Source organism: Streptomyces manipurensis (genome assembly GCF_049570255.1).
Classification (GTDB): Bacteria; Actinomycetota; Actinomycetes; order Streptomycetales; family Streptomycetaceae; genus Streptomyces; species Streptomyces manipurensis.
The window spans coordinates 37,777-64,579 of sequence record NZ_CP186951.1 but is presented as its reverse complement, the minus strand read 5'-3'; the positions used below and the strand labels follow the sequence as shown (position 1 = coordinate 64,579).

The window sequence follows — 26,803 nt, the reverse complement described above, 5'->3', positions numbered from 1 at the left end:
ACAGCCGAGGCGGTGTCACTAGCCGCAGGCGGGCGTCAAGACGCCAGGCGGGTAGACGCCACCTCGACCCCCTGCGGCCTTGAACCCCGCCCGGCCATGGGGGAGGTTGCATCCATGAGCGATCCTGACCGCACCCTGACCAGGACCTGACCGAAGGCAGAACGCATGCTGCAGTTACTCGGACTCTCACCCCACGCCGAGACCGTCTACAGGGCCACCCTGCTCCACCCCGACCACGGCATCACCGACCTGATGGAGGACACCGGACTCCAGGAGAAGGTGATCCGCGCCGCCTTCGACGAACTGGCCGCCCTCGCCCTCCTCAAGCCCTCCGACCAGCGCGGCGGAAGACTGCGCCCCGTCAGCCCGGAAGTCGGCCTCACCACCTTGCTGGCCTCCGCCGAAGCCGACCTCGCCGCCCGCCTGGCCCAGGTGGAGACCACCCGCGCCGAGATCGCGGCGATCGCCGCCGAACACCTCGGCACCCGCATGTCCGACAGCGCCACCCGGCTCGAAGGCCTCGACGCCGTCCGCATCCGGCTGGAGGAACTCCAGCGGACCACCGAGACCGAATGCCTCTCCCTCAACCCCGGCGGAGCCCACCGCCCCGACGCCCGCAACGCCGCCACCCCCCTCAACGAGGCGGCCCTGGAACGCGGCGTGAGCATCCGGGCCGTCTGCCGCGACAGCTTCCGCAACGACCCCGACACCCTCGCCTACGCCCGCTGGCTCATCGAACACGGCGGCCAGATGCGCACCGTCCCCACCGTGCCCATCCAGATGATCATCGTCGACCGGCGGGCGGCGATCCTGCCCCTGGACCCGCAGGACCCCCGCAAGGGCGCCATCGAGGTACGCAGCGCCGGCGTCATCACCGCCCTGTGCGCCCTGTTCGAGCTGTGCTGGTCGGCAGGCACCTCCTTCGGCGAACAGCCCCCCGCCAACGACAACGGCTGCACCCCCATCGAACGGGCCCTGCTGGACATGGTCGCCGCGGGCGACACCGACGAGGCCGCGGCCCGCAACCTCGGCATCTCGGCCCGCACCGTCAGCCGCATGATGTCGAGCCTGATGGAGAGACTGGACGCCGCCAGCAGATTCCAGGCCGGCGTCAACGCCACCAAACGCGGCTGGCTCTGAGAAGCGGCCGGCGGTCAGGGCCCAGCCCGCGGGCCCCTGTGCGGACGGCGCAGGTGGTGACGACCGGGCGACGCCGACACAGGTTCGGCGCCGGGCCGGGCATCGTCGCGGTCACGACGGCCCGGTGCCGTCCGCACCGCGCTCGGCGCCGTGCCCACCGGGCCACGGCCCGGCCGCCACCCCCGCCCCCCCGTACCGGAAGACCCGCTCACACGCTGCCGAGGTCCGAACTCACCCACCGCTGCGGACGCATGTGGATCACCAGCTGCTCCCCGTGCTCCTTCCACGCGAAGTCGACGTAGCCCTCCACCTTCTCCGCCGGCAGGTACCGGCCGGCGAGCTCCACCAGCTGCTCGCGCTTCGCGGGAACCGTGGAGACGACCTGCCCCTCCACCGACACGTACCGGATCGTGGGCTCCAGCCGGTCCACCATCAGGGTGAACCGGCCCGCCGCCCGGATCAGTTCGGCCTTGCGCGAGTCCCGCCCGGTCATGATCCAGAGATCGCCGCCGGGCGCGTACTGGTACCAGATCGGAACCGACAGCGGCGCACGCCCTCCGCCCTCCGCCCCCGCGTCCACCGCCAGCGCGGCGACATGGGGCTCGGCGAGGAACTGCTCACGCTCGGTACGGGACAGGGCCACGGCACACTCCTTCGGCAGGGGGATCCCCTCGAAGGGACCCCTTCACCCCGAGAACCCCGCCCCGCCGCCCGGCCATTCCCCACCCGGCCCGAACTCACCCGACCGGCCCGCACTCACAGGCCGACACCGGGACCCCGCTCCGGGCCGGGACCGGCGGGCGGCAGACCCCTCGACGTGCCCGCACCGCGGGGGAGCGGCACCGCCGAACGGCTCAGGTCCACCCCCGGCATGAACTCGGCACCCCTGCCGACCCGCACCACGGCGTCACCCTGCCGGAAACCGAGCCCCGCAGCCGCAGCCGCAGCCGGATCCGCCGCAGCCCGAGCCTGCGCCGCGGCCGCGCCCGGCTGCCGAGCGCCGTCCCGCCCCGCGTCCGCCTCCGGCCGCCCCCGCGGGCCGAAGTCGCCCCGGTCCGTCGTGATCAGCCCGGTCGCCAGCCCCCGCTCCGCGAGCTTCTCCGCGTTCTCCCGGCCCACCGAATATCCGCGCCCCGTGGCGCTGTCCGCGTACAGGCCCCGGATGAAGCCCTCCGGCGCCATCCGCCCGCCGTACCAGTCCCGCCCGGCGTCGAACTCCCGCCGCCCCGCCAGCCAGCGGTCCGCGTTCTGCTCCAGGCACTGCTCCTCGGGAACCTCCACCGACAGCAGCACCCGCTTGTCGTACCCCTCGCGCCGCAGGTCCTCCAGGAGGTTCGACGTCCACCCCAGGGCCCGCAACGACTGGTCGTACAGCAGGTTGTAGCCCTCCGCGCGGGCCCACCGCTCCACCACGTCCTGGATGTGCCCCGACTCCCGGTGCACCAGCGAGGCCTTCTCCGACGGCGACAACGGCCGGCCGTCGGAGAGCCGCTCCAGGGCCGCGGGAAGCACCGGCCCGCCCCCCTCCTCGAACAGCGCGACCTTGAACTCGTCCGGATCCAGCACGACGTAGTCGTCCAGGTCCACCCCGTGCACGCCGCGCAGCTCCTCACCGAGCACGGAGTCCTGCGCCTCCCACTGCGCCAGGCTGCGCTGCGCCCGGCCCTTGCCGGACCCCGGCGCCCCGCCGGTGAGGAGCACGGCATGGCCGTCGCGCGGCTTGCCCCGGCAGCGGCCCTTGAACCGGTCGATCAGCGCGTCGTGCAGCAGCGCCCGCCCGGGTGTCCACAGACCGCCGGCCTGATGGCGGTTCTTGGTGTCGAACTCCCCGCCCAGCGCCAGGTCCCCGCCGGGGCCCATCCGCTGTTGGAGCTCGCGGTAGAGCGGCTCGTACTCGCCCGTCACGGCCACACGCGCATCCTCTCCTCGGCCGTCCTCTCCCCGGTCCCGGGCCCACGCCCCGAAACCGCCCTTCACGACCCGCGGGCCTCCACGACCCGCGGGCCTCAGATCCCGCGGCGCCCGAGGTGCTCGCGGATCGCCTCGACGTCCTCGGGGCTGAGCTTCCCGAGCCCGCGGGCCTGGTCCACGACCGCCAGGGTGTTGTCCTGGTGCGTGGGGGCCGTGTGGGAGGGGTCGAACCACTCCTCCTCGAAGTCCCAGCCCGCGATGGCCGCCAGGGCCTCCTCCCGGGGGATCTCACCGGCCGCGTAGCGGTCGATGTACTCGCGCAGCGATGGCTTGCCGGTCATGACTGCCGCCCTCTCTTCTCCGTCTTCTCCGTCGTCACCCGGATGATCATGCCAAGCCCGCCGGCGCACCCCGCAGACCGCCCCGGATACGGCCGCCACCCGGCCTCTCGCCCGTACGGTCCGGTCCTGCGGGAGCCCGCCCGGCCCCGGGAACACCGTGCGTGACCCCTTCGTTCACCACGGTGACGGCACGTACGCTTCGCCGGGCGGGCACGGCCCCGCCCGGGGGCCGTGCCGGGCCCGCGCGGCAGGGCGCGGGCCGGATGCGTCGGGCGCCCGGCGTCACCGGATATGCGTTCGGTTAGGCTGGCCTTCCTGGCGTGCAGTCCGGGTTCCACTGCCGCAGGTGGCACCCCCCATGGTGGGACGGAACAGGCAGAGAAAGGGCGCCGGTGAACGACGGTGACCGGGCTCGCGCCCGCTGGAGCGGGACGGCGCGCCGTGGATGAGATCGCGCTCACGGCCGGCGCCCTGTACGTCATCGTCCTGCTCCGCGCCGGAGGGACCTTCGCCGTCGGCTGGCTCGCCGGCGCCGGCGCCCGGCGCAGCAGGTTCGCCGGGCGGATCTCCTCGGCGAAGTTCCAGCGCGCCGAACGGGCCATCCAGCGGTGGGGCGCGCCCGTGGTGGCCGTCTCCTTCCTGACCGTCGGCTTCCAGACCGCCGCCAACTTCCTCGCGGGCAGCATGCGCATGCCGCTGCCGCGCTACCTCCCCGCCCTGTTCGTCGGCGGAGCGCTCTGGGCGCTGATCTACGCCACCGCCGGCCTCGGCGTCCTCAAGGTGCTGGGACGGCTCTTCGCCGAGCACACCGCCCTCGGCATCGCCGGCGTGGCCGCCCTCCTCCTCGCCGCATCCGCGCTGGTGCTCTACCGCAGGCGCAGGACCGCCGCCGCCCCGCCCTCCGCCGACGCCGCGCCCGAGGAGGCCTGAGCCGGCCAGGCCGCGAAAGCACGGGCCGTCTCGGCGGGGCGGAGGCCTGCGCCGGCGGGGCCATGGCGCCGCATCCGCCCCGCGTGACACCCTGGGCACCGTGATCATCAGGGTGAGTGAGGCACACGTACGCCCCGACCGCTTCGAGGCGTTCCACGACATGATCGTCTCCGCCGTGCGCGAGTTCCCCGGCCTCCATCCCGGGCTGGTCGACCACGAGGTCCTCATCGCCCCGCCCGACTCGCTGGTGTACGTCAGCCGCTGGCGCAGCGAAGCGGACCTCGCCGCCTACGCCGGCCAGGACTGGCGCACCCGGCCCGTGGTCCTGCCGGGGGAGGAGGACTACCTCCTCGCCCCGCTGCGCGTACGGCACTTCACCTCCGCACCCCTGCGCCCGCAGCCGTAGCACGGCCGCCGCCCCCGTACGGCTGCCGGCCGGCCCGCACCGGGACGGCCCGTACCCCGGCAGCCCCGCCGGTCGGGACCGTCACTCCACCCCGGAACCGGCCCCGGCGTCGCGGGACGGATTCCACAGCCCGTCGGCCTCACCCCGCGCGAGATGCTCGGCGTAGACCCGCACCTTGTACCGCACCACGTCCAGGGCCTCGCGCAGCTCACCGATCCGCGCCTCGACCTCCTCCTCGTGCCGCCGCAACAGCGCCAGCCGCTCGTGCTCGTTGCCCGGCCCGCGGCGCGCGAGCCCGATGTACTCCCGGATCGTCGCCAGCGACATGCCCGAGGAGCGCAGCTTCGTACAGACCGCCAGCCACTCCAGGTCCTCCTCGTGGTAGACCCGCCGGCCGTTGGACAGCCGCCGCACCGGATTGGCGAACAGCCCCTCACGCTCGTAGAACCGCAGCGCGTGCACACTCAGCCCGCTGCGCTCGGCCACCTCGCCGATGCTCAGGTCCATCAGCACATTCCCCCGTCGAACAGCCCTTGATCTAGACCCGACTCTAGGTTCTAGCGTCGGACCGTTGTTCCGATCCGGCAGCAGGACCAGGGGAGATCATGAGCGTTTGGTTCGTCACGGGTGCGTCGCGAGGACTCGGCGCGGCGATCACCCGCGAGGCCTTGCACCGCGGCCACGCGGTGATCGCCACCGCGAGGGACGCCGCGGCGGTGCTGCGCGCCCAGGAGGACAGGACTGGCGACCGGCCCGGCGACCGGCTGCTGGCGGCCGCCGCGGACGTCACCGAGCCGCAGCAGCTGGCCGCCGCGGTCCGGGAGGGACTGGCCGCGTTCGGCCGCATCGACGTCGTCGTCAACAACGCCGGACACGGCCTCGTGGGAGCCGTCGAGGAGGTCTCCGACCGGGCGGCCCGGGAGCTGTTCGACGTCAACGTCTTCGGCGCCCTCAACACCCTGCGCGCGACCCTGCCGACCCTGCGCGCCCAGCGCTCCGGGCACGTCCTGAACATCGGCTCCGTCGGCGGCTTCGCCACCGCCCCGGCCGTGGGCCTGTACGGCGCCTCGAAGTTCGCCCTCGAAGGCATCACCGAGGCCCTGCACGGCGAACTGGCCCCGCTGGGCGTCCGGGTGACGATCGTCGAGCCGGGCGGCTTCCGCACCGACTTCCTCCACACCTCCAGCATGCGGACCGAACCGGCCTCCATCGCGGACTACACCGCCGGCGCCGGACCCGTACGCCAGGCCCTGGCCCACAACGACGGCCGCCAGCCGGGCGATCCGGCGAAGGCAGCACGGGCCGTCGTCGACATCACCGAGGTCCCCGCACCCCCGCTGCGCCTGCAACTGGGCGCCGACTCCGTCGAGCGCGTCGAGGCGAAGCTGGACCTGGTCCGACGCGAACTCGACGCCTGGCGCCACGTGTCCCTCTCCACGGCCCTCTGACACCGCCCCGCCCGGCCCGGAGCCACCACAGCCCGACATCACTCGTAAAAGCCTGATTGGGCTACGAAAAGGGCAAGAGGTATGATTTAGAGCACAAGTGCGTGGGGGTCGAACGGTGGCCTCCACCGCGCCCTCCGGTCGTTTCTGCGCAGGCCGGAGGAGAAAGCGCCTCGCACGTCCCGGCCCGATCGGCCGTGTGGGCCAGAGGCGCGGATTCAACATCACAGGCGGCCGCAGGCTCCTCCGCGGACATCCAGCCGCGGGCATCGGGGCGCTGCACCAGGGCCGCGGTCACGTGAATGCTGAGAAAGGTACATCCGATCATGCGAGCACTTCGAGTGAAGCGACTGTTCGCTGTCTCCGCCATCGGTGTCCTGATGGCAGGAGGCGCGGCACTGGGAGCCGCCGGTACGGCTTCCGCGGCCCCCACGTACCCCGTGACGACCGTCAGCGGCGGCGGCTGGGACCACGACGACGGCGGCTACGGCGGCCACGGCGGCCACGGCGGCCACGGCGGCTGGTACGACGACGATGACGACTGGGGCGGAGGTCACGGCGACTGCTGACTGCTGAGGGCTCATGGTCACGACAGGCCGTACGGGACGAGATCCTCCCCCCGTGCGGCCTGTCGTCGTCGCGAACGCTCCCGCCCCGACCGGACGCGCGGGAGGAGGCGGCCCGCCCGGCCGGGAGGCGTCGGTCAGGAGATGCCGATGCTGACGGCTTCGAGGTTGCGGGCCCGGCCGATCGTGTCGAGGATGGCTTCCTGACCCACCGTCGGGTGGTAGAGCCGGCCGGTCTCCTGGATGTGCGACCAGCCGTCCGCCCGTTCGGTACCGGTGTTGCTCTGCATCGTGACCCGTACGGCTTGCATGGGGCGGGCCATCCCGGTGGTGCCCACGGTGGCGACCTGCTCGCCGTTGGCACACGTTTCGTTCTTGTCCCAGCCATGGTTGCGGGTGTGCGCTTTCGCGCAGAAGCGTCCGGCCCCCGAGATCCAGATCTGCAGGGCCTCGATGGCCCGGTTCTGGCCCACGGTCCCGGTGTGGTGAAGGTTGTTGCAAGCCCATTCCTTCTGCCATCCGTAGCCGGCCACATGGGCGCGGACGCACGCCCCCAGGGCTACGGAGGCCTGCATCCCGGATGCGGACGGGAGGTCGGTGGGGGCGGTGTCGGAGAAGTCCGACCTGCCGGGGGAGGGGGCGGCCTGGCCGGTGCCGGCGGTGGCCAGGACGGATGCGGCGACGGTGGCGAACACAAGCAGTGAGCGGAATGCGCGTCTCACGAAGAACTCCACGGAATAGACATCTCACGATAAGTCAACACATAGTGCAGTTTCATGATCGTTTGATGTCGCCGCAGGACCCGTCATGCGGGCACGCGGACGACTCGGCGGCGAGCTTCCCCGTCAACGGTGGCCTGTCGCTCCGGGGGACAGCGCCGTCCCCCGGGACACGAGCGTCAACCGAGCCCGCGCCGGGCAGGAACCACCGGCACGGGTCGAGACGTTGGCCCTGCGCACCACCCGCGACGCCATCCGATTCACCGGACCGATCCTGGGAGCTCCCTATCCCCATCGAACCTGTCGCCAGCGCATTCGCAGGCCGCATAGCGGCATCCCTGTTCGAACCGCTCACCCCCAAAATCACCGCCGGCCTGCTGGGCGCACCCGAAACACGGGCGCTGGACAGAGCCATCCGCAAGGCAGCTCAGCGGCTCAAGGACTTCCTGCCGCAGGACATTGCCGAAGACCGCGTGCTCGACTGGCTCACGGAGGCCGAGATCGCCGTCATCCTGGCCGACGCCGCCTTCTCGGAAGCAGAACCCGACCGCGCAGCACTGTTACGCGAACTCAACGAGCTCGGCTACGACGAGAACACCGCCGAGACGGACGTGGTGGCCGCCGCCGTGCACCTGGGCAATCTGCTGCGCGAAGAGATCCGGAGCGAGGCGGAGAGGGCGACATCCCCGCTGTTCCACCGACTGGTCCTCGCGAAGATCGACAGTCTGGGTGCCCGGCAACAACCCGCACCGGCCGTCGGCGCCGACGGGACACTCTTCGGCGTGCCGCCGCTGCCCGAGGTCTTCGTCGGACGCGAGGGAGACATCGCCCACCTCCGGGCACGGGTCAACCCCGACCGGCCACGCTCGGGCGGCATGCCGGTCGTCGCAGTCCGCGGTTGGCCCGGTATCGGCAAATCCACCATTGCCGCCGCTGTCGCCCGCGACGCCACCGTGAACGGCTGGTACCCCGACGGGGTGCTGTGGGCGGGACTATCCGAAGCCGGCGACGTCCGCGGACAGCTCGGCTCCTGGTTCCGCCGGCTCGGCCTCGGCCCCTTGGAGGTCACCGACACCATCGATGACGCCGGCCGCCTGCTCTCCGGACGACTGCGCGACGCCCGAGCCCTGCTGATCGTCGATGACGCCTGGACCACAGAGGACGCCGTCCCCTTCCTCGTCGGTGGCCCCCGGTGTGCGGCACTGGTCACGACGCGGATGACCGAAGTCGCCCAACAGCTGGACGCCGAGAACTACGTACTGCCTGAACTCCCCGACACCGTCGGCATGGAACTGATCGAACGACTCGCACCGTCGGTCGTTGCCGATGACTCGGGCGGGATCCGCGAGCTCGTGGCCGAGCTGGAAGGCCTGCCGCTCGCCCTGAAGGTCGCCGCACGGCTGCTCGCGGCCGAGCACCACCTCGGCTGGGGCGTGTCGGACCTCCTCGAGGAACTCCACGAAGGCGTACGACTCCTGGAGGCCCAGGCCCCGGCAGACCGTGCGGACACGGCGAGCGGGACAACACCCACGATCGCGGCCCTGTTCGCCAAGAGCACCGACCGCCTGGCCGCCGAGAACCGACGTCAGTTCGCGGCGCTCGGAGTGTTCGCCCACCGTCCCGCCACCTTCGCCCACGAGGCGATGGCCGCGGTCTGGCAAGTCGACGACCCCCGGCCGGGCATCCGTCTGCTGGTCGCCCGCGGCTTGCTCGAGCCGGTCGCAGCAGGCAGGTTCCAGATGCACGCTCTGCTCGCTGCCCACGCGCGCACCCTGTGGGCCGTGAAGTGACCGAACCCCCACTGCCCGAACACGTGCAATGGCAGCTGGCTGCTGCCGAACACTACGTCAGACGACTCGCCACCATGGCCGGAGACGAACTCGACAAGCGGTACGAGACCGCAACCACCGCATTCGACCAGGAGTGGCCCCAGATCCGGACCGCGCACGAATGGGCCGCCGCCAACCGATTCGACGACGGCAGACTCGCCTACGCCTTCTTCCTCCTCGGCACCGAACTGCGCCGCCGGCGCCTGTCGGCGGCACAGCTCGACTTCGGCGCCGGCCCGGCCCTGCGCTACGCCAAGACCCAGGGAGTGGTCGCCCACGTCGACCTGCTCCTCGCCCTCTCCCAGAACGCGCAGTACGCCGTCCGCCTGGTACGGGCGGAGGCGTACGCGCGGGCCGCGCTCCGCCTCCTGCGCCGTTGCACGTACCGGGAGGTGAACACCGAAGCGCGCAAGGCCCAGGTGATGGCACTCTGCGCGCTCAGCGGTGTGCTCAACGACCAAGGGCGAATCGACGAAGCGATCGACGCATGTCACGAAGCCCTGTCCACAGCCGAACGCATACCCTTCCGCGCCGGCCAGAACGTGGCCCGAGGCAATCTCGCCCTGGCCCTGACCAGGGCAGGACGACACGAGGAAGCCCTCGAGAACCTGGCCCGGGCGATCAGGCTCGCACTCCTCCTCGGCGACCGGATCAGCGAGCAGCGCTGGACGGCAGGAGCCGCCGACGTGCTGCGAAAGCTCGGCCGGCTGGAGGAGGCCCTGGCCGCCACCGAGCGCAGCGCCGAGCTCGCCGAACAGGTCGGAGACCGCCGGGCCTCCGGCCGACTGCACAGCACGGCCGGAGCCATCGCGCTGAGCGTCGGTCACCAGGACCGAGCAGCCGAACATCAGCGCAAGGCCTACGAAACAGCCCTGGACACCGGCGATCTGATAGGCAAGGCCGACGCCCTGACCCTGCGCTCCGCCCTCGACGGCGCAGCCGGTCCGGGAAGCCCCACCGACGAATACGCCGCTGCTGCCGCCACCATCCTGGATTCGACGGGCCGCCCCCACGACGCCGAAGTCCTGCGCAGCGAAGCCGCCGAACGAGCCCGGACCGCCAGGAACAAAGAACGGCACCACACGACCCTCAACGCCGTCACCTCGGCCGAACGCGCCGCACGCAGGGGCAACTTCACCCGGGCCTTCACCACACTGGACAACCTGATCACCAGGCTGAGCGCACCGGACGACTCGGAGTTCCTCGCCGTCGCGCTCGCCGCCCGCGCCTTCGTACTCGAACTCGCCGATCGGCCCGCCGAAGCCGCCACCGGCTACGCAGAGGCCTTGGAGGCACACTCCGGACATCTGAAGAAGGCCCCCTGCCTCCTCGGCCAAGCACGCAACGCGATGAAGGCCGGCGACGTCGTCACCGCACTGATCGCCTACCACCGAGCGGTCGACTGCTTCCGCGGAGACGAGGAGCAACGTGAGGACCTCGGCACCGCTCTTCTCTCGCTGGGAGAAATCGCGGTACACATGCACTCGTTCGGCGCCGCCCGAGCCGTCTGCGAAGAAGCCGCCGAACTCTTCACAGCGATCGCCTCTCCCCGGAAGGAGACGGCGCTCGCCGACCTTGCGGCACTGAGTGTCCGCCAAGCGGAGGCCGAGAGCGTCATGCCCAAACCTCCCGGCACTCTGTCCCTGGCAGAGGTGCGCGCCGCCCTCGAAGAGATCGGCCCCGCCATCGAACGGACTCCGAGGGCCAGAGTCAGGGCGCGAATGACCGACGGGAACGTCCTCGAGGGAGAGCCCTTGACCGTTCTGTCCGCAGAAGTGTCCCTGCTCACCCTCGAAGTCGGCAGCCACGAGGCGGCGGTCCCCCTCGAATGGCTCACCGAACTCACGATCGTCCAGCCCGACCGGACGAGCACCTGAACAAGCACTTTCCGTAGAAACGAGGCCGCCCTCCACACGCCCAGCCGTCACCGCCCGGATCCGCCGACCGCCGCTCCCGTGCTCCTCACCTCCGCGCGGGAGCGGACGGTCATGCCCTGGAACCGGCCCGTCGCGCGACGGAGTTCGCCGCGAGCACGACGAGAGCGAACCCGGCTCCGCCCCGGAACCGGCCTCGTCGTCACCGCCGGCGCACTGCTGATCCTCAGCGTGATCATGTCGGTCCTGCTGCTCGTCCCGATCAATGACCGGGGAAAGACCTGGACCCCCGAGAACCGCCCCGCCGACTGGAAGGAGCAGACGAACCGCTGGGAGCGCTACCACTACGTCGGCGTCGCCGTCATCATCGCCGCCTTCACCCTGCTGGCCGCCGCCCTCGCCTGACACGCGGCCGCGGTGCCGCCGACCCCTGCCGACAGACCTCCGCAGGCAACCGGTTCTCGTCATGTTGCCCCCCGACATACGCATGTAATGTGCAGGGAGTTAGGTGATCGTTTGACGCGTTGCTCCGGGTTAGGGCGGATCGACATCATCGTCGCCATCGGCAACAACGACCCCGACCCCGTCTCCCTCCCCGTCGGCACCATCACCGTCGACAAGCCGGTCGTCACCAACCGGCACACCGCCCCCAAGGACGCCGTCCCCTCCAAGTAACCCCCACGGGGCCCGGGGCGCGGGCATCAGTCGCCACCACCGCCCCCGCAGGACGAGCCGCCACCACAGGACGACGAATCGCTCCCCCAGGAGAAGCCGATGCCGTCGTTCCCCCGCGCCCGCGAACGCTCCGGCCCCCGCACCCGCCTCCGGCCGAACAGGCCACCCCGCCACAGCTGCAGAAGCCCCCAGGCGACCCCGATCCCCGCCACCACCAGGTACTCCATCCCCACCACCCCTCCGCGACCGGACACCGGCCCGCTCCGCCTTCAGCCACCACCCCGAAAGCCCCACCCTACGAACCCCCACACGCGGGGGAGCGGCCCCAGGGCCTTCACCGGCTGCGGGACCGCTCCCGCACGGGTCACCGACCGAGGGGGAAGGACGCCTGGAAGGCCAGCCGCCGCGCGGCGTCCGCGCCGAGACGGGCGAGGAGGTCGTCGAGCGCGAGGTACTCCTCCCAGGGTTCACGCCCCGTCGCCGCGGCCAGCGCCCGCACGAGCCTGTCCTCCAGCCCGGGGACACGCTTGTCCTTCCAGACCTTGTCGGCCGTGCTGACCAGGAGGTCCTCGACCGTCACATCGGGGCCGTCCCAGGCCGCATGGGTGGCGGCGAACCGGGCGAGGCCGGGCGCGAAGCCCCGCTCCAGCAACAGGACCCGGCCCGCTGCCTCGTGAGCCGAACCGGGTCCGGAAAGCTCCTCGGGGTGCAGGGTCTTGCCCACGTCATGGGTCGCCGCACCGAAGAGGACGGCATCGCGGTCCACGGCCAGGCCCGGGCAGCGGCTCCCCACCCAGTCGCACAGCTCGCCGGCGACGTCGTGCACGGCGCGCAGGTGCGCCGCCAGACGGGCCGGAGCCCCGAGGGAGCGCAACAGCTCCGCCACCACGGGCGGCAGCGGTCTCAAGGACGGTTCCGCTGGGCCGTCAAGGGCTCGGGACAGGGCGTCGGAACGTATCGAAGTCATCGCCGCCGACAGTACCGGTGACCGGTGACCGGTGGCTGCATACAGCCCGCGCAGGCCCCGAAAGCCGGGAGCCCGCCCCGCCCCCCGCCGCCCCGCACCCCCCTGCGCCTACGCCCTGCCCGCACGCCCGTCGACCGCGCCGGACAGCATGCCGTCCAGCATCCGGTGCGGGTCCGCCGCCACCGCACGCCGGTACGCCCGCTCGTACACCGCATCACCCACCCGCGTACGCGCCGACCGCTCACCCCGCTCCCGCAGCGCACCCAACTCCGGCGTACCGCGCTGCGGATGACCCACCATCTGCCAGAACCGGTGCCCCAGACCGTACGCACACGCCGACAACTCACCCCGGCCCTGCTCGGCAAGGGCCACCGCCAGCAGGTCCAGCCCCAGAGCGAGCCCGAAGGCGTCCCCGATCGCCTGCTTGCCGCGCAGCATCGACCGCGCGTGCCCCGCCGCGTCGGCCGCCCGCTCCTCGTAGAGCGCGATCACCGCCAGCTGGTAGTCGGCATAGGAACGGGCCCAGTACTCGCCCACGGCCACCGACTCCGCCCGCAGCGCCTCCGCCTCGGCCCGCGCCTGCTCCAGGAACCCCGACCCGGTCAGACCGAACACCCGCAGCAGCCGGCAGCGCGCACCCGCGGCCGACCCCGCGACCGCGTCCGACAGCACCCGGTCCGCCTCGTGCAGAGCCGTCAGCGGCTTGCCGCGCAGGAGCAGCACCAGCCCCTGCAGATACGCCGCGTCCGCGACCAGCGCCTTCTCCCCGGCCACCTCCGCCACCACCCGGGCCTCCCGGCCCAGCCGCTGCGCCACGTCGTAACCGCCCTGCAGACAGCGCACCACCCCCAGCGACCACAGCGCCTTCGCCTGCACCGCGGCCGGCGCCGTCACCAGCTGCAGGAACTCGTCCAGATAGTGGCCCGCCTCGTGCAGATGGCCGCAGCACGCCCAGAAGAACCCCAGCCGGCCGGCCATCGCCATGGCCTCCTCGGGATCGGTCAGCAGCAAGTGCTCCAGCGCCGCGCAGAGATCGTCGTGGGAGCGGGCGAGCCCCGCGTAGGCCCGCCGCTGTCCCCGCCCCCACCACGCCTCGTCGGCGGCCGCCGCCGCACGGCTGAAGTAGGCGGCGTGCCGGTCGGCCAGGACCCCGCTCTCGCCGATCTCCGCCAGCCACATCGCCCCGTACTCGCGGACGGTGTCCAGCATCCGCACCCGGCCGTCCCCGACGGCCACGATGCTCTTGTCCTGCAACCCCGCCAGCGCCCCGCCCAGCACCGCCGCCCCCAGCGGCCCCCCGCCGCACACATCGAGCACGGCCTCCGGGGTCGGGTGGGACCGGAAGACCGACAGCCGCGCCCACAAGAGGCGTTCGGCGGGACTGCACAGCTCGTGGCTCCAGCCGATCGTGGTCACCAGGGCCCGGTGCCGCGCGGGGCCCACCGGTATCTCACGACTCCCGCCCGGCTCCGGGCTCCCGCCCAGCTCCAGCCGCCGGCCCAGCCCCGCGGCCAGTTCGCCCACCCCGTGCTCCCCGAGCATCCCGGCGGCCAGCTCCAGAGCCAGCGGCACGCCCTCCAGCCACCGGCACACGGCCGCGGCCGCCGCCCGCTCTCCAGGCCCCGTCCACCGCACCCCGAGGGCCCCGGCCCGCTCGGTGAACAGCTCCAGCCCGTCGGTCTCGGGGTCCAACGGGCCGACCCTCTGCACCCGTTCGCCCTCCACACCCAGCGACTCACGGCTGGTCGCGAGCACCACCAGACGCGGACAGCGGGCCAGCAGCACCTCCACCAGCGCGGCGCACTCCTCCCGCACGTGCTCGCAGGAGTCCAGGACGAGCAAAACCCGCCGCCCGCCGATCCAGCCGCCGAGCGCCTCTCCCGGATCCCGGGTCGAATGGTCGGTGAGCCCGCAGGCGTCCGCCACCGCCGCCGCGAACAGCGGCCGGCCCGACAACGACCACAACGGCGCCCAGTACACGGCCTCGTACGGCTCACCGGGAGCCCATTGCGCCGTGTGGGCGGCCAGCCGGGACTTGCCGACACCACCACCACCGACCAGGGTCACCAGGCCGTGCGCCCGCAGCCCGGCCGTCAGCTCGGCGACCTCGTCCGTTCGCCCCACGAAGGAGCCCTGCACCGGCGGAATCCAACTGTCCACGCCGCCATTCTCCGGCACGCCCCCGCACAACCGGAACCGAGGAGGCCGGGCACCCCGCCGCCCGGCCGGCACGGCGAGGCCGCACCGAACACCCCGCGGCATTCTGCCCGTTACGGGTCACGGCCGGAGCCGGTACTCCAGGATCCGGCCGTCGACGGTCCCCGCGAGCAGGTGTCCCCGGGGCGTCACGGCCAGGGAGAGCGCGGTGGTCGGTGCTCCGTCCACCTCGAGGCCGGTGTGCCACCGCACCGAGCCGTCGGCGGCGTCCAGGGCTGTCAGTTCACCGGAGTTGTAGGCCGCGTAGACGGTGCCCCCGTCCGTCTCCAGGGCAGTGGCAGGACGGTCGGTGCGATGCTGCCACTGCACGGAGCCGTCCAGGGAGCGCCGCACGACGTAGGCGCCGCCGGGCTGGAGCCCGTGACCGTGGTGGACGGCGCCGGCGTGGACGAGCGACTGCCCGATCTCGACCGCGGGCCCCCCGAAATGGTGCTCGGCCGGCACCCAGGAGTGCGGGAAGAGCCGCCGGAGGGTCCCGTCGGCGCCCACGGCGGCGACCCACTTGTCCCGGTGCGGCGCATCCGGGTCGGTCCCCACCAGGACGTACGGGCTGCCGGCGTGACGGACGGCGAACGGGTGGTTGAACAGGTCGAAGGAACCGACCTCCGGACCGGTCTCCAGACCGGCCTCCGGACCGGCCTCCGGACCGCCCCCGGGGCCGTCCGCGGGGCTCTCGAGGCCGAACATCAGCAACCGGTCGGCGCGCTTGCCGCGGCCGTCCGACGGCCTGAGGACCGTTCGCCCGCCGCCCGCGACCAGGACCGTGAACACCCCCGGGCTCAGGGTCTCCAGCACCTGCCCCGTCTCGACGGCGATCCGTGCCACCCGGGGCGGGGACGTCTCCCAGCGCCTGCCCCTGCGGCGGCCGCGCCGTTCGGCATTGGTCCAGACCGAGGTGCCGTCCGGGGACGGAACCAGCTGCCTGCCGCCCTCCTCGTCCCCGACCGACCAGTGCAGTTCGCCCGACGGCAGCCACGACTCCGCCAGGACCCCGTCCAGGGCGGCCAGCGTCCGGCCGTCCTGCGTGCCCTCCACCGCCCACACCCGCCGGCGTACGGACCACTGCCGGCCCGCCGACGCCGCCAGGTCCGCGAGGACCCGGCGGGCCTCCGCGCCGTCCGGCCGGGCGGCCGGCTGTGCGGGGGCGGCGGCCAGCTCCTCGGCACGGACCGTCCCCCGCCCGACGGCCCCCCAGTCCGGGCGGTCCACGACGACCGTGTGGCCCCGCTCGTGCGCCTGCGGGTCCTCCCAGTCGTCACACGGCGCCAGGACCAGGGAAAGCGCCGTCTCGCCGGACCATTCCACGCCGAGGACCTCCCGCGGGTGCTGCAGGGCGGATACCACCTCGCCGGAGTCCAGGCGGACCAGCAGCAGCTCGCCCTCGAAGGAGTAGCCGCCGTCGTAGCGCCCCGTACCGACGGCCAGCAGGGGAAGAACGGGGTGGAAGGCGAGGGCGCGCACCGGGTACGCCGACCGCACCAGGCGCCGGCACCGCAGCCCGTCCCGCTCGTAGACCCCGATCCGGTGCCCCGTCCACCCGGAGTCCGCGGTCCCGCTGCCGCTCCACTGGACGTGTCCGAGGTCCCCGCCCACGGCGACGGTCCCCGAGCGCTCGTCGAGGACGGCCACGGAAGGCTCTCCGATCCCGGCGAACGGGCCGTCACCGAGGACACGTCGGAGTGTCGGCACGAGGGTCATACGGGGGACCTCCCAGGTCGGTACGGAAACAGCCGCCCACCCGTACGCGTCACAGCGGCGCGGCGGCACGGCTTGGCGGTGGCACGGCTTCGAGGCGGCAGCCCATGATCCCGTCGCACGGCGGCGCGCACCAACGGATTTCAGCCACACACGGCCGGTCAGCCAGTTCGGCCCCTACGACCCCGCCCCAGGTCACCGTCTGGGCCACCCCGAACCCCGGCTACCGCTTCGACGCCTGGGCGGTCGACGGCGTGGAACTGCCCAACACCCTGCCGCCCAGCTCACCATGAACACCGACCACACCATCACGGCGTTCTTCATCCGGCTCCCGTAGACCGCAGCACGCACGAACGCCGGCGGGGCCTTCAGCCCCGCCGGCGTTCTGCACCCCCTGGACGGCGGCGGAACACAACACGATGCGCACCGGCACCCCATCCGGCCAGGCGCCGCCTGGCGCCGGCTGACCGACTCGGGCCTGGGGCCCGCGTTCACCACCGCCGGCACCCTGCTGGGCGTCGCACAACTCGGCTTCACCGGGCAGCTCGTCGAAGTCGACCTCACCGTGGCACTGCCCGACTGAACGGAGCGTCCGCCCACACCGGCCGCCCGGGCCGTACGTCAGTGCGCGGTGACCCAATACGCGCCGAGCGGTCGGTTGCCGTGCGGCTTGGCAAGGGCCCGGAGCACGTCGGCCTCACTCAGGACGAGCTGCCGCACCGGCTCGGGCAGCGCGGCCACCTGCCCGTCGGCTCCCGCCACCAGGTCGAGGCACGCTTCGATCTCCCAGTCCCCGTCCTGGAGCCCTCCGGTGTCCACCGGCTGACTGCCGTCGGCCGTCCAGCCGGCCCCGGGCAGGAGCCGCAGCAGGCTCTCACGGGAGAAGGGCGTGCGGACGTTGCCCTCGCCGTGCGCTCCCGCGGCCTCGGTCTGCCCCTGGATCAGAACGGCGAGCAGGTGCGCCACCTGCTCGCCGGAGGCGGGCGTCAGGTCCCACTCGGTGAACCACAGCCGCCGCGCCCACGGCCGCACGCGGGCCAGCGTGTCCCGCAGTTGCCCGAGCGAGGCGAAGTACCAGGAGCAGTGGGCGAGCACCACGTGGTCGAAGGCACCTGCGGGGAAGCCGACCGCCGGGTCGAGGACGTCGGTGCCGAACCGGAAGTCGATACGGGACCCGAGCGGCCCGGCCGTGAGCCGGGCCGCCGACTCCCCGAGCGTGACCGGCGCCCCGTAGGACGGCGCGGCCACGTCCACGGCCACCACGCGCCCCTCGGGCCCGACCGCCTCCGCGAGGACGGCGGTCATGTCGCCCTGGCCGCAGCCCAGTTCGAGGACGGTCGAGCCGGGCGCGATGTTCCAGCCCGCGACGAGCGCGGCACGGTGACGGGTCTGGGACAGCTGGCTGTCCGGGCTGTGATCGGCGGCGGCCATGCCGGCCGCGAGCGAGAGGGCCTGGGCGAGGAGATCGGAGTGGGTCACAAAGTCCTTGCGGGTACTCGACGGGTCAGTGCGGTCAGTGCGGTCGGTGCGGGTCGAGGCTAGAAGAAACGCCACCCCCACCGCCTCCGATTTCCGGTGCGCGCTGCCGTCAGCCCGTCGCGCCGGGCAGAGCCGTGAAGGTCGCACTCGCCGACCGCGAGGACACCGCCCCTTCCACCGCGAGTTCCCCGTCGACGGAGATCGTGCACTGCAGCCAGCCGTCGGGGTGCTCGGGGCCGGACGTGACGATCGTGAGCATGGGCATCGCGCCGATGCCCGACATCACCACCTCCTGCTTCCACGGCGTGACGCCGGCCTTGACGTGCTTCTCCTCCCCTTTCAGGGGATCGCCGACGGCATAGGTCACCTCGAAGGAGCCGGTGCCGGTCACCTCGTAGGTGACCCTGGTCCCGCGCTTGCGCCGGAAAGGGGTGAACGGAATCTTCATGTGCGGCCTCGGAAAAAGCGGACAGGGCGAACTCCCTCCGATCCTCGCACGTGCTGCCGGGCCCGGCGCGGAGATATCGGGGGCAGCACGGCCGCCGCCGCCCCCGCTCGGGGCCCGTACTCGCGACCGCCGTCACCACGGAAAACCTCGGCGGGAGATCGTGCCGGGAAGGCCGCGCAGCCGCCCGGCAGAGGCGCCGGTCAGCGTCGGGGCCGGCTCAGCGCACTGTCGGGAGTGCGTGCCGGGCTGCATTCGACGATCAGTCGCGCAGCCAGCAGTCTGCTGGGGTGGTCGCCGATCAGCCGGGTGGTGATGAGCACCGCGGTCATGACGGAGATGCCCTCGTCCTTCAGATGCTGCTGGACGGCGTCCATGCCGACACCTGCCGCGAGGAGGGTCCTGCATTCGTCGATGCGGTCGGCTGCCTGCTGCGCCGACTCGGGGGACAGCCCGCTGATGGAGGCGAGCAGCTCTTGTGCGGTGGGACTGGGCATGGCGGGCATTCTCTCAACAGTTCATTCGCCGGTTCCATGAGGTTTCAGGCTGCCGCGCAACGAAGCGGCGGGAACCCCCGTGCCCGTCGCGCCGGAGGACCGTCGGCGGACACCCCCCGGCCGTCCTGCCCGGCCGGTCCGCTCAGCGGCGGCCCCACCCGGTGCCCGGTGCGCCGAAATCGCTTGAGCCCGGACGGCGGCACCCGCCAGGATCGGGGGACCGATGAGTTCTTCCCGGCGGCGCAGTCTGTCAGTGTGACCCGCCAGCTACGCAGGACACTCACACATGACGGAAGGCACCATGCCCGCACCACACGCAACACCCACCCTCCCGCCCGCCCGCGTGACCGCCGTCCTGCGGATCCTCGTGCTGTCCACCTTCGTCGTCCTCCTCAACGAGACGATCATGGTCAACGCGATCCCCCGGCTCATGCGCGACTTCGACGTCACCGCCGCGGCCGCCGGATGGCTCTCCACGGCCTTCATGCTCACCATGGCCGTCGTCATCCCGGTCACCGGATGGTTCCTCCAGCGCGTGACCACCCGGACCGCCTTCGCCCTCGCGATGGCCCTCTTCCTCACCGGCACGGCGCTGGCCGCGGCCGCACCGGCCTTCTCCGTACTGCTGGCCGCCCGCGTCATCCAGGCCGGCGGAACCGCCGTCATGATGCCGCTGCTCATGACCACCCTGATGACCCTCGTACCCCCGCACGACCGCGGCCGCGTCATGGGCAACATCACCCTCGTCATCTCCGTCGCACCCGCCCTCGGCCCCGCCGTCTCCGGCGTGCTGCTGCAGCTCGGGTCATGGCGCCTGCTCTTCCTGGCCGTCCTCCCCATCGCCGGAGCCATGGCCGTCTTCGGGCAGCGCAACCTGATCAACATCGGCGAGCCGCAGGCCGCCCCCATCGACTGGATGTCCGTCCCCCTGGCGGCAGCGGGCTTCGGCGCCCTCGTCTACGGCCTGAGCGGCCTCGGCGCCGAGAACGCCGCCCAGGCCCCCGTCCCCCCGGAGGCCACCACCCTGGCCGGCGCCGTCCTCGTAGCCCTGTTCGTATGGCGCCAGCTCGCACTCCAGCGCTCCTCCACCCCCCTCCTGGACCTGCGCACCCTGACCTTCCGCCACTTCTCCGTGGCGCTCGCCCTGATGTGCCTGTCGTTCATGGCCCTCATGGGCGCGTTCATCCTGCTGCCGATCTACCTCCAGGAGGTGTGCGGCCTGACCTCACTGCAGACCGGGCTGCTCCTCATCCCCGGCGGCCTGACCATGGGCCTGCTCGGGCCGCAGGTCGGCAAGCTCTACGACCGGTTCGGCGCCCCGCGCCTGGTCGTACCCGGAGCCGCCCTCACCGCCCTGTGCCTGGCGCTGTTCGCCTTCGCGGGCGAGCAGACCTCACCGTGGCTGGTCCTCACCCTCCACGTGGCCCTGAGCGCGGGCATGGCCTTCGTCTTCACCCCCGTCTTCACCTCGGGCCTGGCCGTACTGCCTCCCCACCTCTACCCCCACGGCTCCGCCATCCTGGGCTCGCTCCAGCAGGTCGCGGCCGCCGCCGGCACCGCCCTGGTCATCAGCGTCATGTCGGGACACGCGGCCACGGCGGCAGCCGAGGGCGCCGACGCCACCGGCGCCCTGGCCACGGGCATCCAGTGGGGATTCGGCGTCGGCGCCGGGCTCGGCGTCCTGGCCGTCCTGGTCGCCCTGCTGATCCGCACCCCACCCGTCCCGCAACAGCCCGCCGCGCCGGAGGCCCGGGACGAAGACGGAACCACGAAGACCACCACCGTCCCCGCCCCCTGAGCCCCTCCAGAACCGGCCCGCCCGGCCCCCCACACGCCGCGCCCCCACCCCCGACCGGGGTGGGGGCGCAGCGCGTGGGCCCGTACGAGCGCACGGAGATGATCACCAAGCCTGCCGAGATCGCCCTGCACTTCCCGGAGCACCGGGGGAGTGGGCAGACAGGAGCCGGAAGTTCCCGTTCCTAGGTGTCCTAGTTTAAAACTAGAACCCCTAGGAACGCTGGGAGGGTGCATGGCACGGGCAGGACTGACGGCGCAGCGGGTGACGCTCGCGGGCGCCGAGCTGGCGGACGAGGTCGGGCTGGACCGGGTGACCATGTCGCAGGTGGCGAGGCGGCTCGGCGTGAAGGACGCGAGCCTCTACGCCCACGTCCGCAACCTGGAGGACCTACGCGGCCGGATCGCACTGCTGGCAGCGGACGAGAAGACCATCCGCATCGCGGAGGCGACCTCCGGCCGCGCCGGCAGAGAAGCCCTGGTGGCCTACGCCGACGCCTGGCGCGAGTACGCCCACGCACACCCCGGGCGCTACACGGCGACGCAGACCCCGATCCGCATCGACCCCGAACTCGCCGCCCACGCAGCCGGACCACGACGCGCCGTCGAGCTCACCTACGGCATGCTGCGCGCCTACGGACTGGCCGAGCCCGACCTGACCGACGCGGTCCGGCTGCTGCGCAGCACCTTCCACGGCTTCGTCGCCCTCGAAGCCGCAGGAGGCTTCGCCCACGAGCGTTCGCCGCAGCAGTCGTGGATCCGCGCGCTCGACGCCCTCCACACCCTCCTGGAGCACTGGCCCCCGTCCCGAGAAGGAGACTCCGCATGACCGCCCCCACCCCCGGCAGCCTGCGCGTGAACGGCGCGACCCTGCACTACGAAGTACGCGGCCGGGGCCCGCTCCTGCTGCTGATCCCCGGAGGAACCGGCGGCGCGGCCTCCTTCGACGGCATCGCCGACGACCTGGCCGCCCGGTACACCGTCGCGACCTACGACCCGCGCGGCATGTCCCGCAGCACACTGGACGACCCCGAGGCCGAGCAGCACGTGGCCGAGCACGCCGACGACGCCTTCCGGATCCTGGAACTGCTCTCGCCCGGTGAGCCCGCCCGGGTGTTCGGCGCCAGCTCGGGCGCGATCGTCGCCCTCCACCTGCTGGCCACGCACCCGGAACGCGTCGAACGACTGGTGGCGCACGAGCCACCCGTGGTGGAGGTCCTGCCCGACGCCCGCGACCATCGCGCCCTGATCGCCCGCGTGCAGGAGACCTTCCGCACCCAGGGGCTCATGCCCGCCATGGCCGTGTTCGCCGCGGGCCTGAAGAAGGACGACGCAGCCCCCGTCGAACCGAAGGCCGAGGCCGAGACCAGGGCCGAGATCGAGCTTCCGCCACAGGCAGCGGCACGGGCCCGCCAGACGATGGCCGACCTGCCGTACTTCGTCGGCCGCATCGTACCGAGCTTCATGTCCTACACCCCCGACATCCACCGGCTGGCAGCCCTGTCCGACCGGCTCGTCCTCGCCTGCGGGCAGGACTCGCACGGCGAACTGCCCTACCGCCCGGCCGCCTTCCTGGCCGAGCACCTCGGCACCGAACTCCTGCACTTCCCCGGCGGCCACACCGGCCTGACCACACACCCGGCCGAGTTCGCCGACCTCCTGCGAGAAACACTCACCGCACGAGCGCGCAGGGCGTGATGCCTCGAGGCGGAACGCAGAGCCGGGTGGCATGACATCCTGTGCGGCGGTGTCGGGCAGGAGCGCAGGCCTTACTCCAGTAGGGGAACGCCGTGCCGGAGAGCTGCCGCAGCCGGTCTCTGTATTGTCGCGCTACTTCTTGATGTAGAGCTGCTGGAAGGGTGAGAAGGGAAGCGCCTGGTAGCAGAAGTACGCGGTCCATGTGTTCTGCGCGATGCCGGCCCTGCCCGTCGTTTGGCAAGCCGCAGCCGTGCCGTGGAAGGACTCTTCAAGAACGTAGCCCACGGGAGGCCTGCTGAGAGACTGCTGGACAGGGGCTGCGGCGAAGGCCTGAGGGGCCGTCGCGGCGAGGGCGGCGGTGGCCAGGACTGCACCGTGCAGGGCACGTCGCATCGTGCGGGTCATGTCGAGTTCCTTTTCTTCATTGCGATGGCTGTCTGTTTGGGAGTACTTGAATCCAAAAGGCGTCGGGCTGGCTATGGCTGGGTGAGCTCTGCGCTTCTGGTGTTTCTTCGCAAGAACGACTCTGTCGTATGCGGAAGGCCCCCACGAGGCCATGTGCGCGCAGGTTGCTGCACATGCGAACTCCTCATCCTGCAGCGACTTCGCGTCACCACCCCGAAGACATCACCGCTGGCACGCACTCTCGCCGGAGCCGTCACCCCCGGCGGCGGTACATTCAGGAAACCGGCAACCCCCAAATATTCGTCGACACTCAGGTCCGGGCATCTGAGGATCGCGGGGACTGTCTGTTCGATCTGGACCGCCGACCGGGGGGCACAGAGGGGAAACCTGCTCGCACTTTTGGGCGTGGACGAGGAAGAGGAGCGGTTGGTTATACCGCGCTCTTCCTGGCCATGAATCCTTCCTGTTCGCGTCGACTCTCTGCAGTTGGAGCCGGACGCGCACGTAGCGCGCGAGGAGCCCGGGCAGGACAACCTCGTAGCACTGGGGCTTGCCACAAGAATCAAGAGTGTGGCAGCCGCATCCCGCGAGACTCCCGCCCAAGGCCAGCAGTGACACGACGGGGCCGTCGGGCAGGCCGGGTTCAGAGTCCCTGAGCGGCTCGGAGACGGTCGATCTGGCGCAGCACGGGAGCCTCGGAGACGCTTGGGTACGGTTCCGTTCCCGTCGCGCTGAGGTCGGTGATGCACACGCCGACCCGGGCCACGATGCGGTCGATGATCTCGGCGGGGCCGGTGGAGCCCGCATCGGTCATCGTCATCCGGATGCGCAGCGTGTCCTCGGGGAAGCCCGCCGTGTCGAGATCCTCGTACCGGATCGCCACCGTACGGCCGTCCTCCTCCACCGAGGGACAGCCCGCGAGTGCCGTGCGCAGCCGGCCGAAGACCGTCGCGGCGTCGGTCCCGCGATAGGACGACAGGAAGTTGACCGTCGGGCTCCCCGGCTCCTCGGTGTCGAAGGTCTGGGAGACGGCGGCCTGAGCGCCTCGCTGACGGAGCAGGCCCCACATGGCCGTACAGGGGTCCCTCAGCTCGGCCGGCGACAGCGGCCTCCCCTCGACCCAGTCCAGGACGTGGGTGCTGCCCCCGTCCTCAAGGACCCCGGCGGTCTCGCCCGGCTGCAGCGCCAGTTCCGCCAGTCGCGCGGCGTCCGGTATTTCGCCTGCCGTACCCGGTGCCGGCAACGCAGCGGTGGGCGTCGGCTTCGAGGGGGCGGCAGCGGCAGAAGTACGCGTGCCGCCCGCCGGGCGGTCGGCGCTGCCGGGAGCGGGGGTGCCTGCGCAGGCCGAGACCAGCAGACAGCCGGCGGTGACCAGTGCTGCGGACAGGACGAGACGGTACTCGGACACGCGAAAACCCCCAGAGCGCGAGCGGACCTGAGCGGTCCGCCCCGCACTCTAACCAGCGTTCTTTCCCCCTCCCCGGGGAGGGGGAAAGAACGCCGGCGGCCCCCTGCGGAAGTCCTGGACAAGCCCCTTTGAAGCCCGGTCCGCCCTGGGTCCCCAGGTGCGGACCGGGCGCCTCACGTGCCGCCGAAGCCGAAGCCGGCGGCCAGGTGGCTCCGTACAGGACGGACAGCACAGGCACCCGTGATCATGTCCGGTGACTCAAGGTCTCCGCCATGACCAGGACCACACCGCCGCGCCCCGTGCACGTCGAGAAGCTCTTCCCGGAGCTGGGGGCGCTTCGCGGTGTGACGACGCGCCTGCACCCGCGGCCGGGACGTCCGGACGCATCGGTCAGCTCGGTCGTCCTCTGCTGTGGCCGGCCGGCGAACCGTGGCCGGTCTGCACCGAGCCGCACAAGCACAGCAGCGGCTACCGCGTCGCGGACCGGCGGGACGTGCCCGGCCTCCCGCCCGGCCCGGACGGCTGCGACCTGCTCCAGGCTCTGGTGCCCGTTCGAGGCACATGGCCCGAGCCGCCACGGCTCGGCCCCGCACGTGCGCCGGCGCCACTCCGACAGGGTCGCCGTGCCGCCGGACACACCTCCGCAGCTGCTGCTCGTCGGCTTCGAGGGTGCGGTCGCCGAGCCCTGCGTACTGCACCCCGAACAGGGGTCGTCACCCACCCGTATGCCGGCTCGCTGCCGACCAGGCTGTGGAGAAGGATCGACGCCTGGCAGAAAGCGGAGGAACGCACGGCGGAAAAGCGCGGCCTGGACGAGCCGGTCACCTACCACCACGACCTGTCGATTCCCCGGGGCTGCCGCGTGGGCGGGTTCCCCTCCTGGCACACGACCGGCCCCCACCCGATCGACTGCGGAACCTGCGCCGCACCCATGGTCCTGCTGCTGACCGTCGACAGCCGGCAGTGGCGCGGCGTCGACGGCAGCTGGATGCCCATCGAGGAACGGGACGTCGCCGAGCACCTATAAGACCGTTGCCCCACGCAGCTCACGGTCGGCCGAGACGGCCTGCTGAACCTCTTCGCCTGCCCCACCGAGCCCGGGCACCCGCACCGGTGGAGCCTCCCGTCGCCGAGGCGGAACCGCGCACCACCGGCGTGGCCGTCCGGCGCGGTCGCCGGTGCCCGGCGGGTCCTTGGGGAGCCGGCCCGCGAGTGCGCTCGCCGGGCTTCGGCCGGGTGAGGACGCCGAGTGCGAGCAGGGCGAGCGCCGGCAGCACGGCGACGATGATTCCCATCGGCAGGGCGTCGGTGGCGCCGCCCGCGCCGGCCAGCGGAGCGAGTGCCGCGCCGAACACGAACTGGCTGAAGCCGAGCAGAGCGGCTGCCGACCCGGCGTGTCCGCCGTGGTCGGCGAGGGCCTGGGCTGCGGCGTTCGGCATGACCAGGCCCACGCTGGAGACCAGGACGAACAGGCCGATCAGGAGCACGGGCAGGGGTGCCCGTGTCAGTACGGCGCCCAGGACCGTGGTGCCACCGGCTGTCGCGCCCAGCAGACCGGCGAGCAGCAGCAGGCGGGCGCCGGCCCGGGCCACCAGCCGGCCGCTGGTCCGGGCGGCCGCGATGAGTCCGGCGGCGTTGACGGCGAACACGGCGCTGTACTGCTGTGGTGACAGGCCGTGTATTTCCTGCAGGACGAACGGCGAGCCGGCGATGTAGGCGAACATCGCCGCGAAGACCAGGCCGTTGGCCAGGACGTACCCGGTGAAGACCCGGTCGCCGAGCAGCTGCCCGAAGACGGCCGGCAGCGGCCGGCGTGACGCGGAGGCGGACCGGGTCTCGGGCAGTCCTGCGGCGGAGGCCGCCAGCATCACGGCGCCGAGTACGGCCAGGCTCACGAAGATCCCCGGCCAGGCCGTGACGCGCAGCAGCTGGCCGCCGAGGACCGGCGCGAACACCGGCGCCAGGCCGGTGATCAAGGTCAGTGCGGAGAAGAGACGTGCGGTGCGGGTTCCGGAGGTGCGGTCGCGGACCATGGCGTTGGCGATGACGATGCCGAACGCCCCGCCTGTGCCCTGGACCAGGCGCAGGCCGACGAAGGTCCAAAGGTCGGGCGCCACCGCGCAGAGCGCGCTGGCGATCGTGTAGAGGGCGAGGCCCGCCAGCAACGGACGCCGCCGGCCGTAGGTGTCGCTCAGCGGCCCGGCGATCAGCTGCCCGATGGCCAGCCCGGCCAGGCAGGCGGTGACGGTGAGGTCCGGCAGTCCGGGCAGGTAGCCGTCGACGGACAGTGGTCCCAGGGCCACGAGCGCGGCGAGCAGGACGGTGAACCGGGTCTGCCGGCCGGCGGCGTCGTTGCTCATGG

26 protein-coding genes and 2 pseudogenes are annotated in these 26,803 nt (G+C 72.3%); 14 read left to right on the top strand and 14 right to left on the bottom strand.

What is annotated here, in order from left to right:
- Positions 1-165: 165 nt before the first annotated feature.
- Positions 166-1,140, top strand: coding sequence for a LuxR C-terminal-related transcriptional regulator (locus ACPU2J_RS35655; protein WP_391348021.1), 975 nt, complete (start codon positions 166-168; stop codon positions 1,138-1,140).
- Between the two features lie 208 nt (positions 1,141-1,348).
- Here the strand turns inward: ACPU2J_RS35655 and ACPU2J_RS35650 are convergent, their stop codons facing one another.
- The 3 genes from ACPU2J_RS35650 to ACPU2J_RS35640 form a co-directional block, all read right to left on the bottom strand.
- Entirely contained in the window at positions 1,349-1,783 is a 435-nt protein-coding gene (locus ACPU2J_RS35650; RefSeq protein WP_361607499.1) for a pyridoxamine 5'-phosphate oxidase family protein, read from the bottom strand.
- 113 nt (positions 1,784-1,896) lie between these two features.
- Positions 1,897-3,051 (bottom strand): zeta toxin family protein, encoded by a 1,155-nt coding sequence (locus ACPU2J_RS35645; protein ID WP_423835093.1) that lies wholly within the window; start codon positions 3,049-3,051, stop codon positions 1,897-1,899.
- Positions 3,052-3,146: 95 nt separating this feature from the next.
- Positions 3,147-3,392, bottom strand: coding sequence for a hypothetical protein (locus ACPU2J_RS35640; protein WP_361607505.1), 246 nt, complete (start codon positions 3,390-3,392; stop codon positions 3,147-3,149).
- Positions 3,393-3,833: 441 nt separating this feature from the next.
- Here ACPU2J_RS35640 and ACPU2J_RS35635 point away from each other — a divergent pair, with 441 nt between their 5' ends.
- Positions 3,834-4,322: a DedA family protein gene (locus ACPU2J_RS35635; protein WP_361607508.1), complete on the top strand. Its 489-nt coding sequence runs from the start codon at positions 3,834-3,836 to the stop codon at positions 4,320-4,322.
- A gap of 100 nt (positions 4,323-4,422) precedes the next feature.
- The gene (locus tag ACPU2J_RS35630) at positions 4,423-4,728 is read left to right on the top strand and encodes an antibiotic biosynthesis monooxygenase family protein (protein ID WP_420077997.1); all 306 of its coding nucleotides are present in this window, start codon (positions 4,423-4,425) and stop codon (positions 4,726-4,728) included.
- An 81-nt stretch (positions 4,729-4,809) separates the two neighbouring features.
- Here the strand turns inward: ACPU2J_RS35630 and ACPU2J_RS35625 are convergent, their stop codons facing one another.
- The gene (locus tag ACPU2J_RS35625; RefSeq protein WP_420077996.1) at positions 4,810-5,235 is read right to left on the bottom strand and encodes a MerR family transcriptional regulator; all 426 of its coding nucleotides are present in this window, start codon (positions 5,233-5,235) and stop codon (positions 4,810-4,812) included.
- A gap of 98 nt (positions 5,236-5,333) precedes the next feature.
- Between ACPU2J_RS35625 and ACPU2J_RS35620 the strand changes: the two genes are divergently transcribed.
- A complete protein-coding gene (locus tag ACPU2J_RS35620) occupies positions 5,334-6,176 on the top strand; it encodes an oxidoreductase (protein WP_420077995.1) in 843 nt (280 codons plus the stop codon).
- A 323-nt stretch (positions 6,177-6,499) separates the two neighbouring features.
- Positions 6,500-6,742: a hypothetical protein gene (locus ACPU2J_RS35615; RefSeq protein WP_423835092.1), complete on the top strand. Its 243-nt coding sequence runs from the start codon at positions 6,500-6,502 to the stop codon at positions 6,740-6,742.
- A gap of 134 nt (positions 6,743-6,876) precedes the next feature.
- Here the strand turns inward: ACPU2J_RS35615 and ACPU2J_RS35610 are convergent, their stop codons facing one another.
- Positions 6,877-7,461, bottom strand: coding sequence for a hypothetical protein (locus ACPU2J_RS35610; protein WP_423835091.1), 585 nt, complete (start codon positions 7,459-7,461; stop codon positions 6,877-6,879).
- A gap of 65 nt (positions 7,462-7,526) precedes the next feature.
- Between ACPU2J_RS35610 and ACPU2J_RS35605 the strand changes: the two genes are divergently transcribed.
- From ACPU2J_RS35605 to ACPU2J_RS35590, 4 genes and pseudogenes are all read left to right on the top strand, one after another.
- Positions 7,527-9,248 (top strand): NB-ARC domain-containing protein, encoded by a 1,722-nt coding sequence (locus tag ACPU2J_RS35605; protein WP_423835090.1) that lies wholly within the window; start codon positions 7,527-7,529, stop codon positions 9,246-9,248.
- Positions 9,245-11,164: a tetratricopeptide repeat protein gene (locus ACPU2J_RS35600; protein ID WP_420077991.1), complete on the top strand. Its 1,920-nt coding sequence runs from the start codon at positions 9,245-9,247 to the stop codon at positions 11,162-11,164. The genes ACPU2J_RS35605 and ACPU2J_RS35600 overlap by 4 nt, the downstream gene beginning before the upstream one ends.
- A 180-nt stretch (positions 11,165-11,344) precedes the next feature.
- Positions 11,345-11,566: pseudogene (locus tag ACPU2J_RS35595) on the top strand (anthrone oxygenase family protein); the annotation flags it as partial.
- A gap of 111 nt (positions 11,567-11,677) precedes the next feature.
- On the top strand, positions 11,678-11,836 hold the full coding sequence (locus ACPU2J_RS35590; protein WP_420082534.1) for a hypothetical protein: 159 nt from the start codon (positions 11,678-11,680) through the stop codon (positions 11,834-11,836).
- Between the two features lie 364 nt (positions 11,837-12,200).
- Here the strand turns inward: ACPU2J_RS35590 and ACPU2J_RS35585 are convergent, their stop codons facing one another.
- The 3 genes from ACPU2J_RS35585 to ACPU2J_RS35575 all read right to left on the bottom strand — a co-directional run bounded on the left by ACPU2J_RS35585 (position 12,201) and on the right by ACPU2J_RS35575 (position 16,718).
- Positions 12,201-12,803, bottom strand: a complete 603-nt coding sequence (locus ACPU2J_RS35585; protein ID WP_420077990.1) for an HD domain-containing protein — start codon at positions 12,801-12,803, stop codon at positions 12,201-12,203.
- Between the two features lie 108 nt (positions 12,804-12,911).
- The gene (locus ACPU2J_RS35580; RefSeq protein WP_423835089.1) at positions 12,912-14,963 is read right to left on the bottom strand and encodes an ATP-binding protein; all 2,052 of its coding nucleotides are present in this window, start codon (positions 14,961-14,963) and stop codon (positions 12,912-12,914) included.
- Positions 14,964-15,080: 117 nt separating this feature from the next.
- The gene (locus tag ACPU2J_RS35575) at positions 15,081-16,718 is read right to left on the bottom strand and encodes a PQQ-binding-like beta-propeller repeat protein (protein WP_423835088.1); all 1,638 of its coding nucleotides are present in this window, start codon (positions 16,716-16,718) and stop codon (positions 15,081-15,083) included.
- A gap of 445 nt (positions 16,719-17,163) precedes the next feature.
- On the opposite strand from ACPU2J_RS35575, the pseudogene ACPU2J_RS35570 reads away from it, so the two are divergent.
- Positions 17,164-17,298 (top strand): annotated as a pseudogene (locus tag ACPU2J_RS35570) (RidA family protein); the annotation flags it as partial.
- A 38-nt stretch (positions 17,299-17,336) separates the two neighbouring features.
- Here ACPU2J_RS35570 and ACPU2J_RS35565 read toward each other — a convergent pair.
- The 3 genes from ACPU2J_RS35565 to ACPU2J_RS35555 all read right to left on the bottom strand — a co-directional run bounded on the left by ACPU2J_RS35565 (position 17,337) and on the right by ACPU2J_RS35555 (position 19,136).
- Positions 17,337-18,146, bottom strand: a complete 810-nt coding sequence (locus ACPU2J_RS35565; RefSeq protein WP_423835114.1) for a class I SAM-dependent methyltransferase — start codon at positions 18,144-18,146, stop codon at positions 17,337-17,339.
- A gap of 157 nt (positions 18,147-18,303) precedes the next feature.
- Positions 18,304-18,642 carry a hypothetical protein gene (locus ACPU2J_RS35560; protein WP_420077986.1) on the bottom strand — a complete coding sequence of 113 codons (339 nt, stop codon included), beginning with the start codon at positions 18,640-18,642 and terminating at the stop codon, positions 18,304-18,306.
- A 200-nt stretch (positions 18,643-18,842) separates the two neighbouring features.
- Positions 18,843-19,136 (bottom strand): hypothetical protein, encoded by a 294-nt coding sequence (locus ACPU2J_RS35555; RefSeq protein WP_423835087.1) that lies wholly within the window; start codon positions 19,134-19,136, stop codon positions 18,843-18,845.
- 301 nt (positions 19,137-19,437) lie between these two features.
- Here ACPU2J_RS35555 and ACPU2J_RS35550 point away from each other — a divergent pair, with 301 nt between their 5' ends.
- The 3 genes from ACPU2J_RS35550 to ACPU2J_RS35540 all read left to right on the top strand — a co-directional run bounded on the left by ACPU2J_RS35550 (position 19,438) and on the right by ACPU2J_RS35540 (position 22,628).
- On the top strand, positions 19,438-20,934 hold the full coding sequence (locus ACPU2J_RS35550) for a DHA2 family efflux MFS transporter permease subunit (protein ID WP_399823646.1): 1,497 nt from the start codon (positions 19,438-19,440) through the stop codon (positions 20,932-20,934).
- A 231-nt stretch (positions 20,935-21,165) separates the two neighbouring features.
- Complete coding sequence (locus tag ACPU2J_RS35545; protein WP_423835086.1) at positions 21,166-21,759, top strand: TetR/AcrR family transcriptional regulator; 594 nt, start codon at positions 21,166-21,168, stop codon at positions 21,757-21,759.
- On the top strand, positions 21,756-22,628 hold the full coding sequence (locus ACPU2J_RS35540; RefSeq protein ID WP_423835085.1) for an alpha/beta fold hydrolase: 873 nt from the start codon (positions 21,756-21,758) through the stop codon (positions 22,626-22,628). The genes ACPU2J_RS35545 and ACPU2J_RS35540 overlap by 4 nt, the downstream gene beginning before the upstream one ends.
- A gap of 132 nt (positions 22,629-22,760) precedes the next feature.
- Here ACPU2J_RS35540 and ACPU2J_RS35535 read toward each other — a convergent pair whose 3' ends face one another.
- Entirely contained in the window at positions 22,761-23,033 is a 273-nt protein-coding gene (locus ACPU2J_RS35535; protein ID WP_423835084.1) for a hypothetical protein, read from the bottom strand.
- Between the two features lie 643 nt (positions 23,034-23,676).
- Positions 23,677-24,441: a hypothetical protein gene (locus ACPU2J_RS35530; protein WP_423835083.1), complete on the bottom strand. Its 765-nt coding sequence runs from the start codon at positions 24,439-24,441 to the stop codon at positions 23,677-23,679.
- Positions 24,442-25,303: 862 nt separating this feature from the next.
- Here ACPU2J_RS35530 and ACPU2J_RS35525 point away from each other — a divergent pair.
- Positions 25,304-25,468 carry a hypothetical protein gene (locus ACPU2J_RS35525; protein WP_423835082.1) on the top strand — a complete coding sequence of 55 codons (165 nt, stop codon included), beginning with the start codon at positions 25,304-25,306 and terminating at the stop codon, positions 25,466-25,468.
- 19 nt (positions 25,469-25,487) lie between these two features.
- On the opposite strand, the gene ACPU2J_RS35520 is transcribed toward ACPU2J_RS35525, so the two are convergent.
- Complete coding sequence (locus tag ACPU2J_RS35520) at positions 25,488-26,801, bottom strand: multidrug effflux MFS transporter (RefSeq protein ID WP_423835081.1); 1,314 nt, start codon at positions 26,799-26,801, stop codon at positions 25,488-25,490.
- Positions 26,802-26,803: the final 2 nt, after the last annotated feature.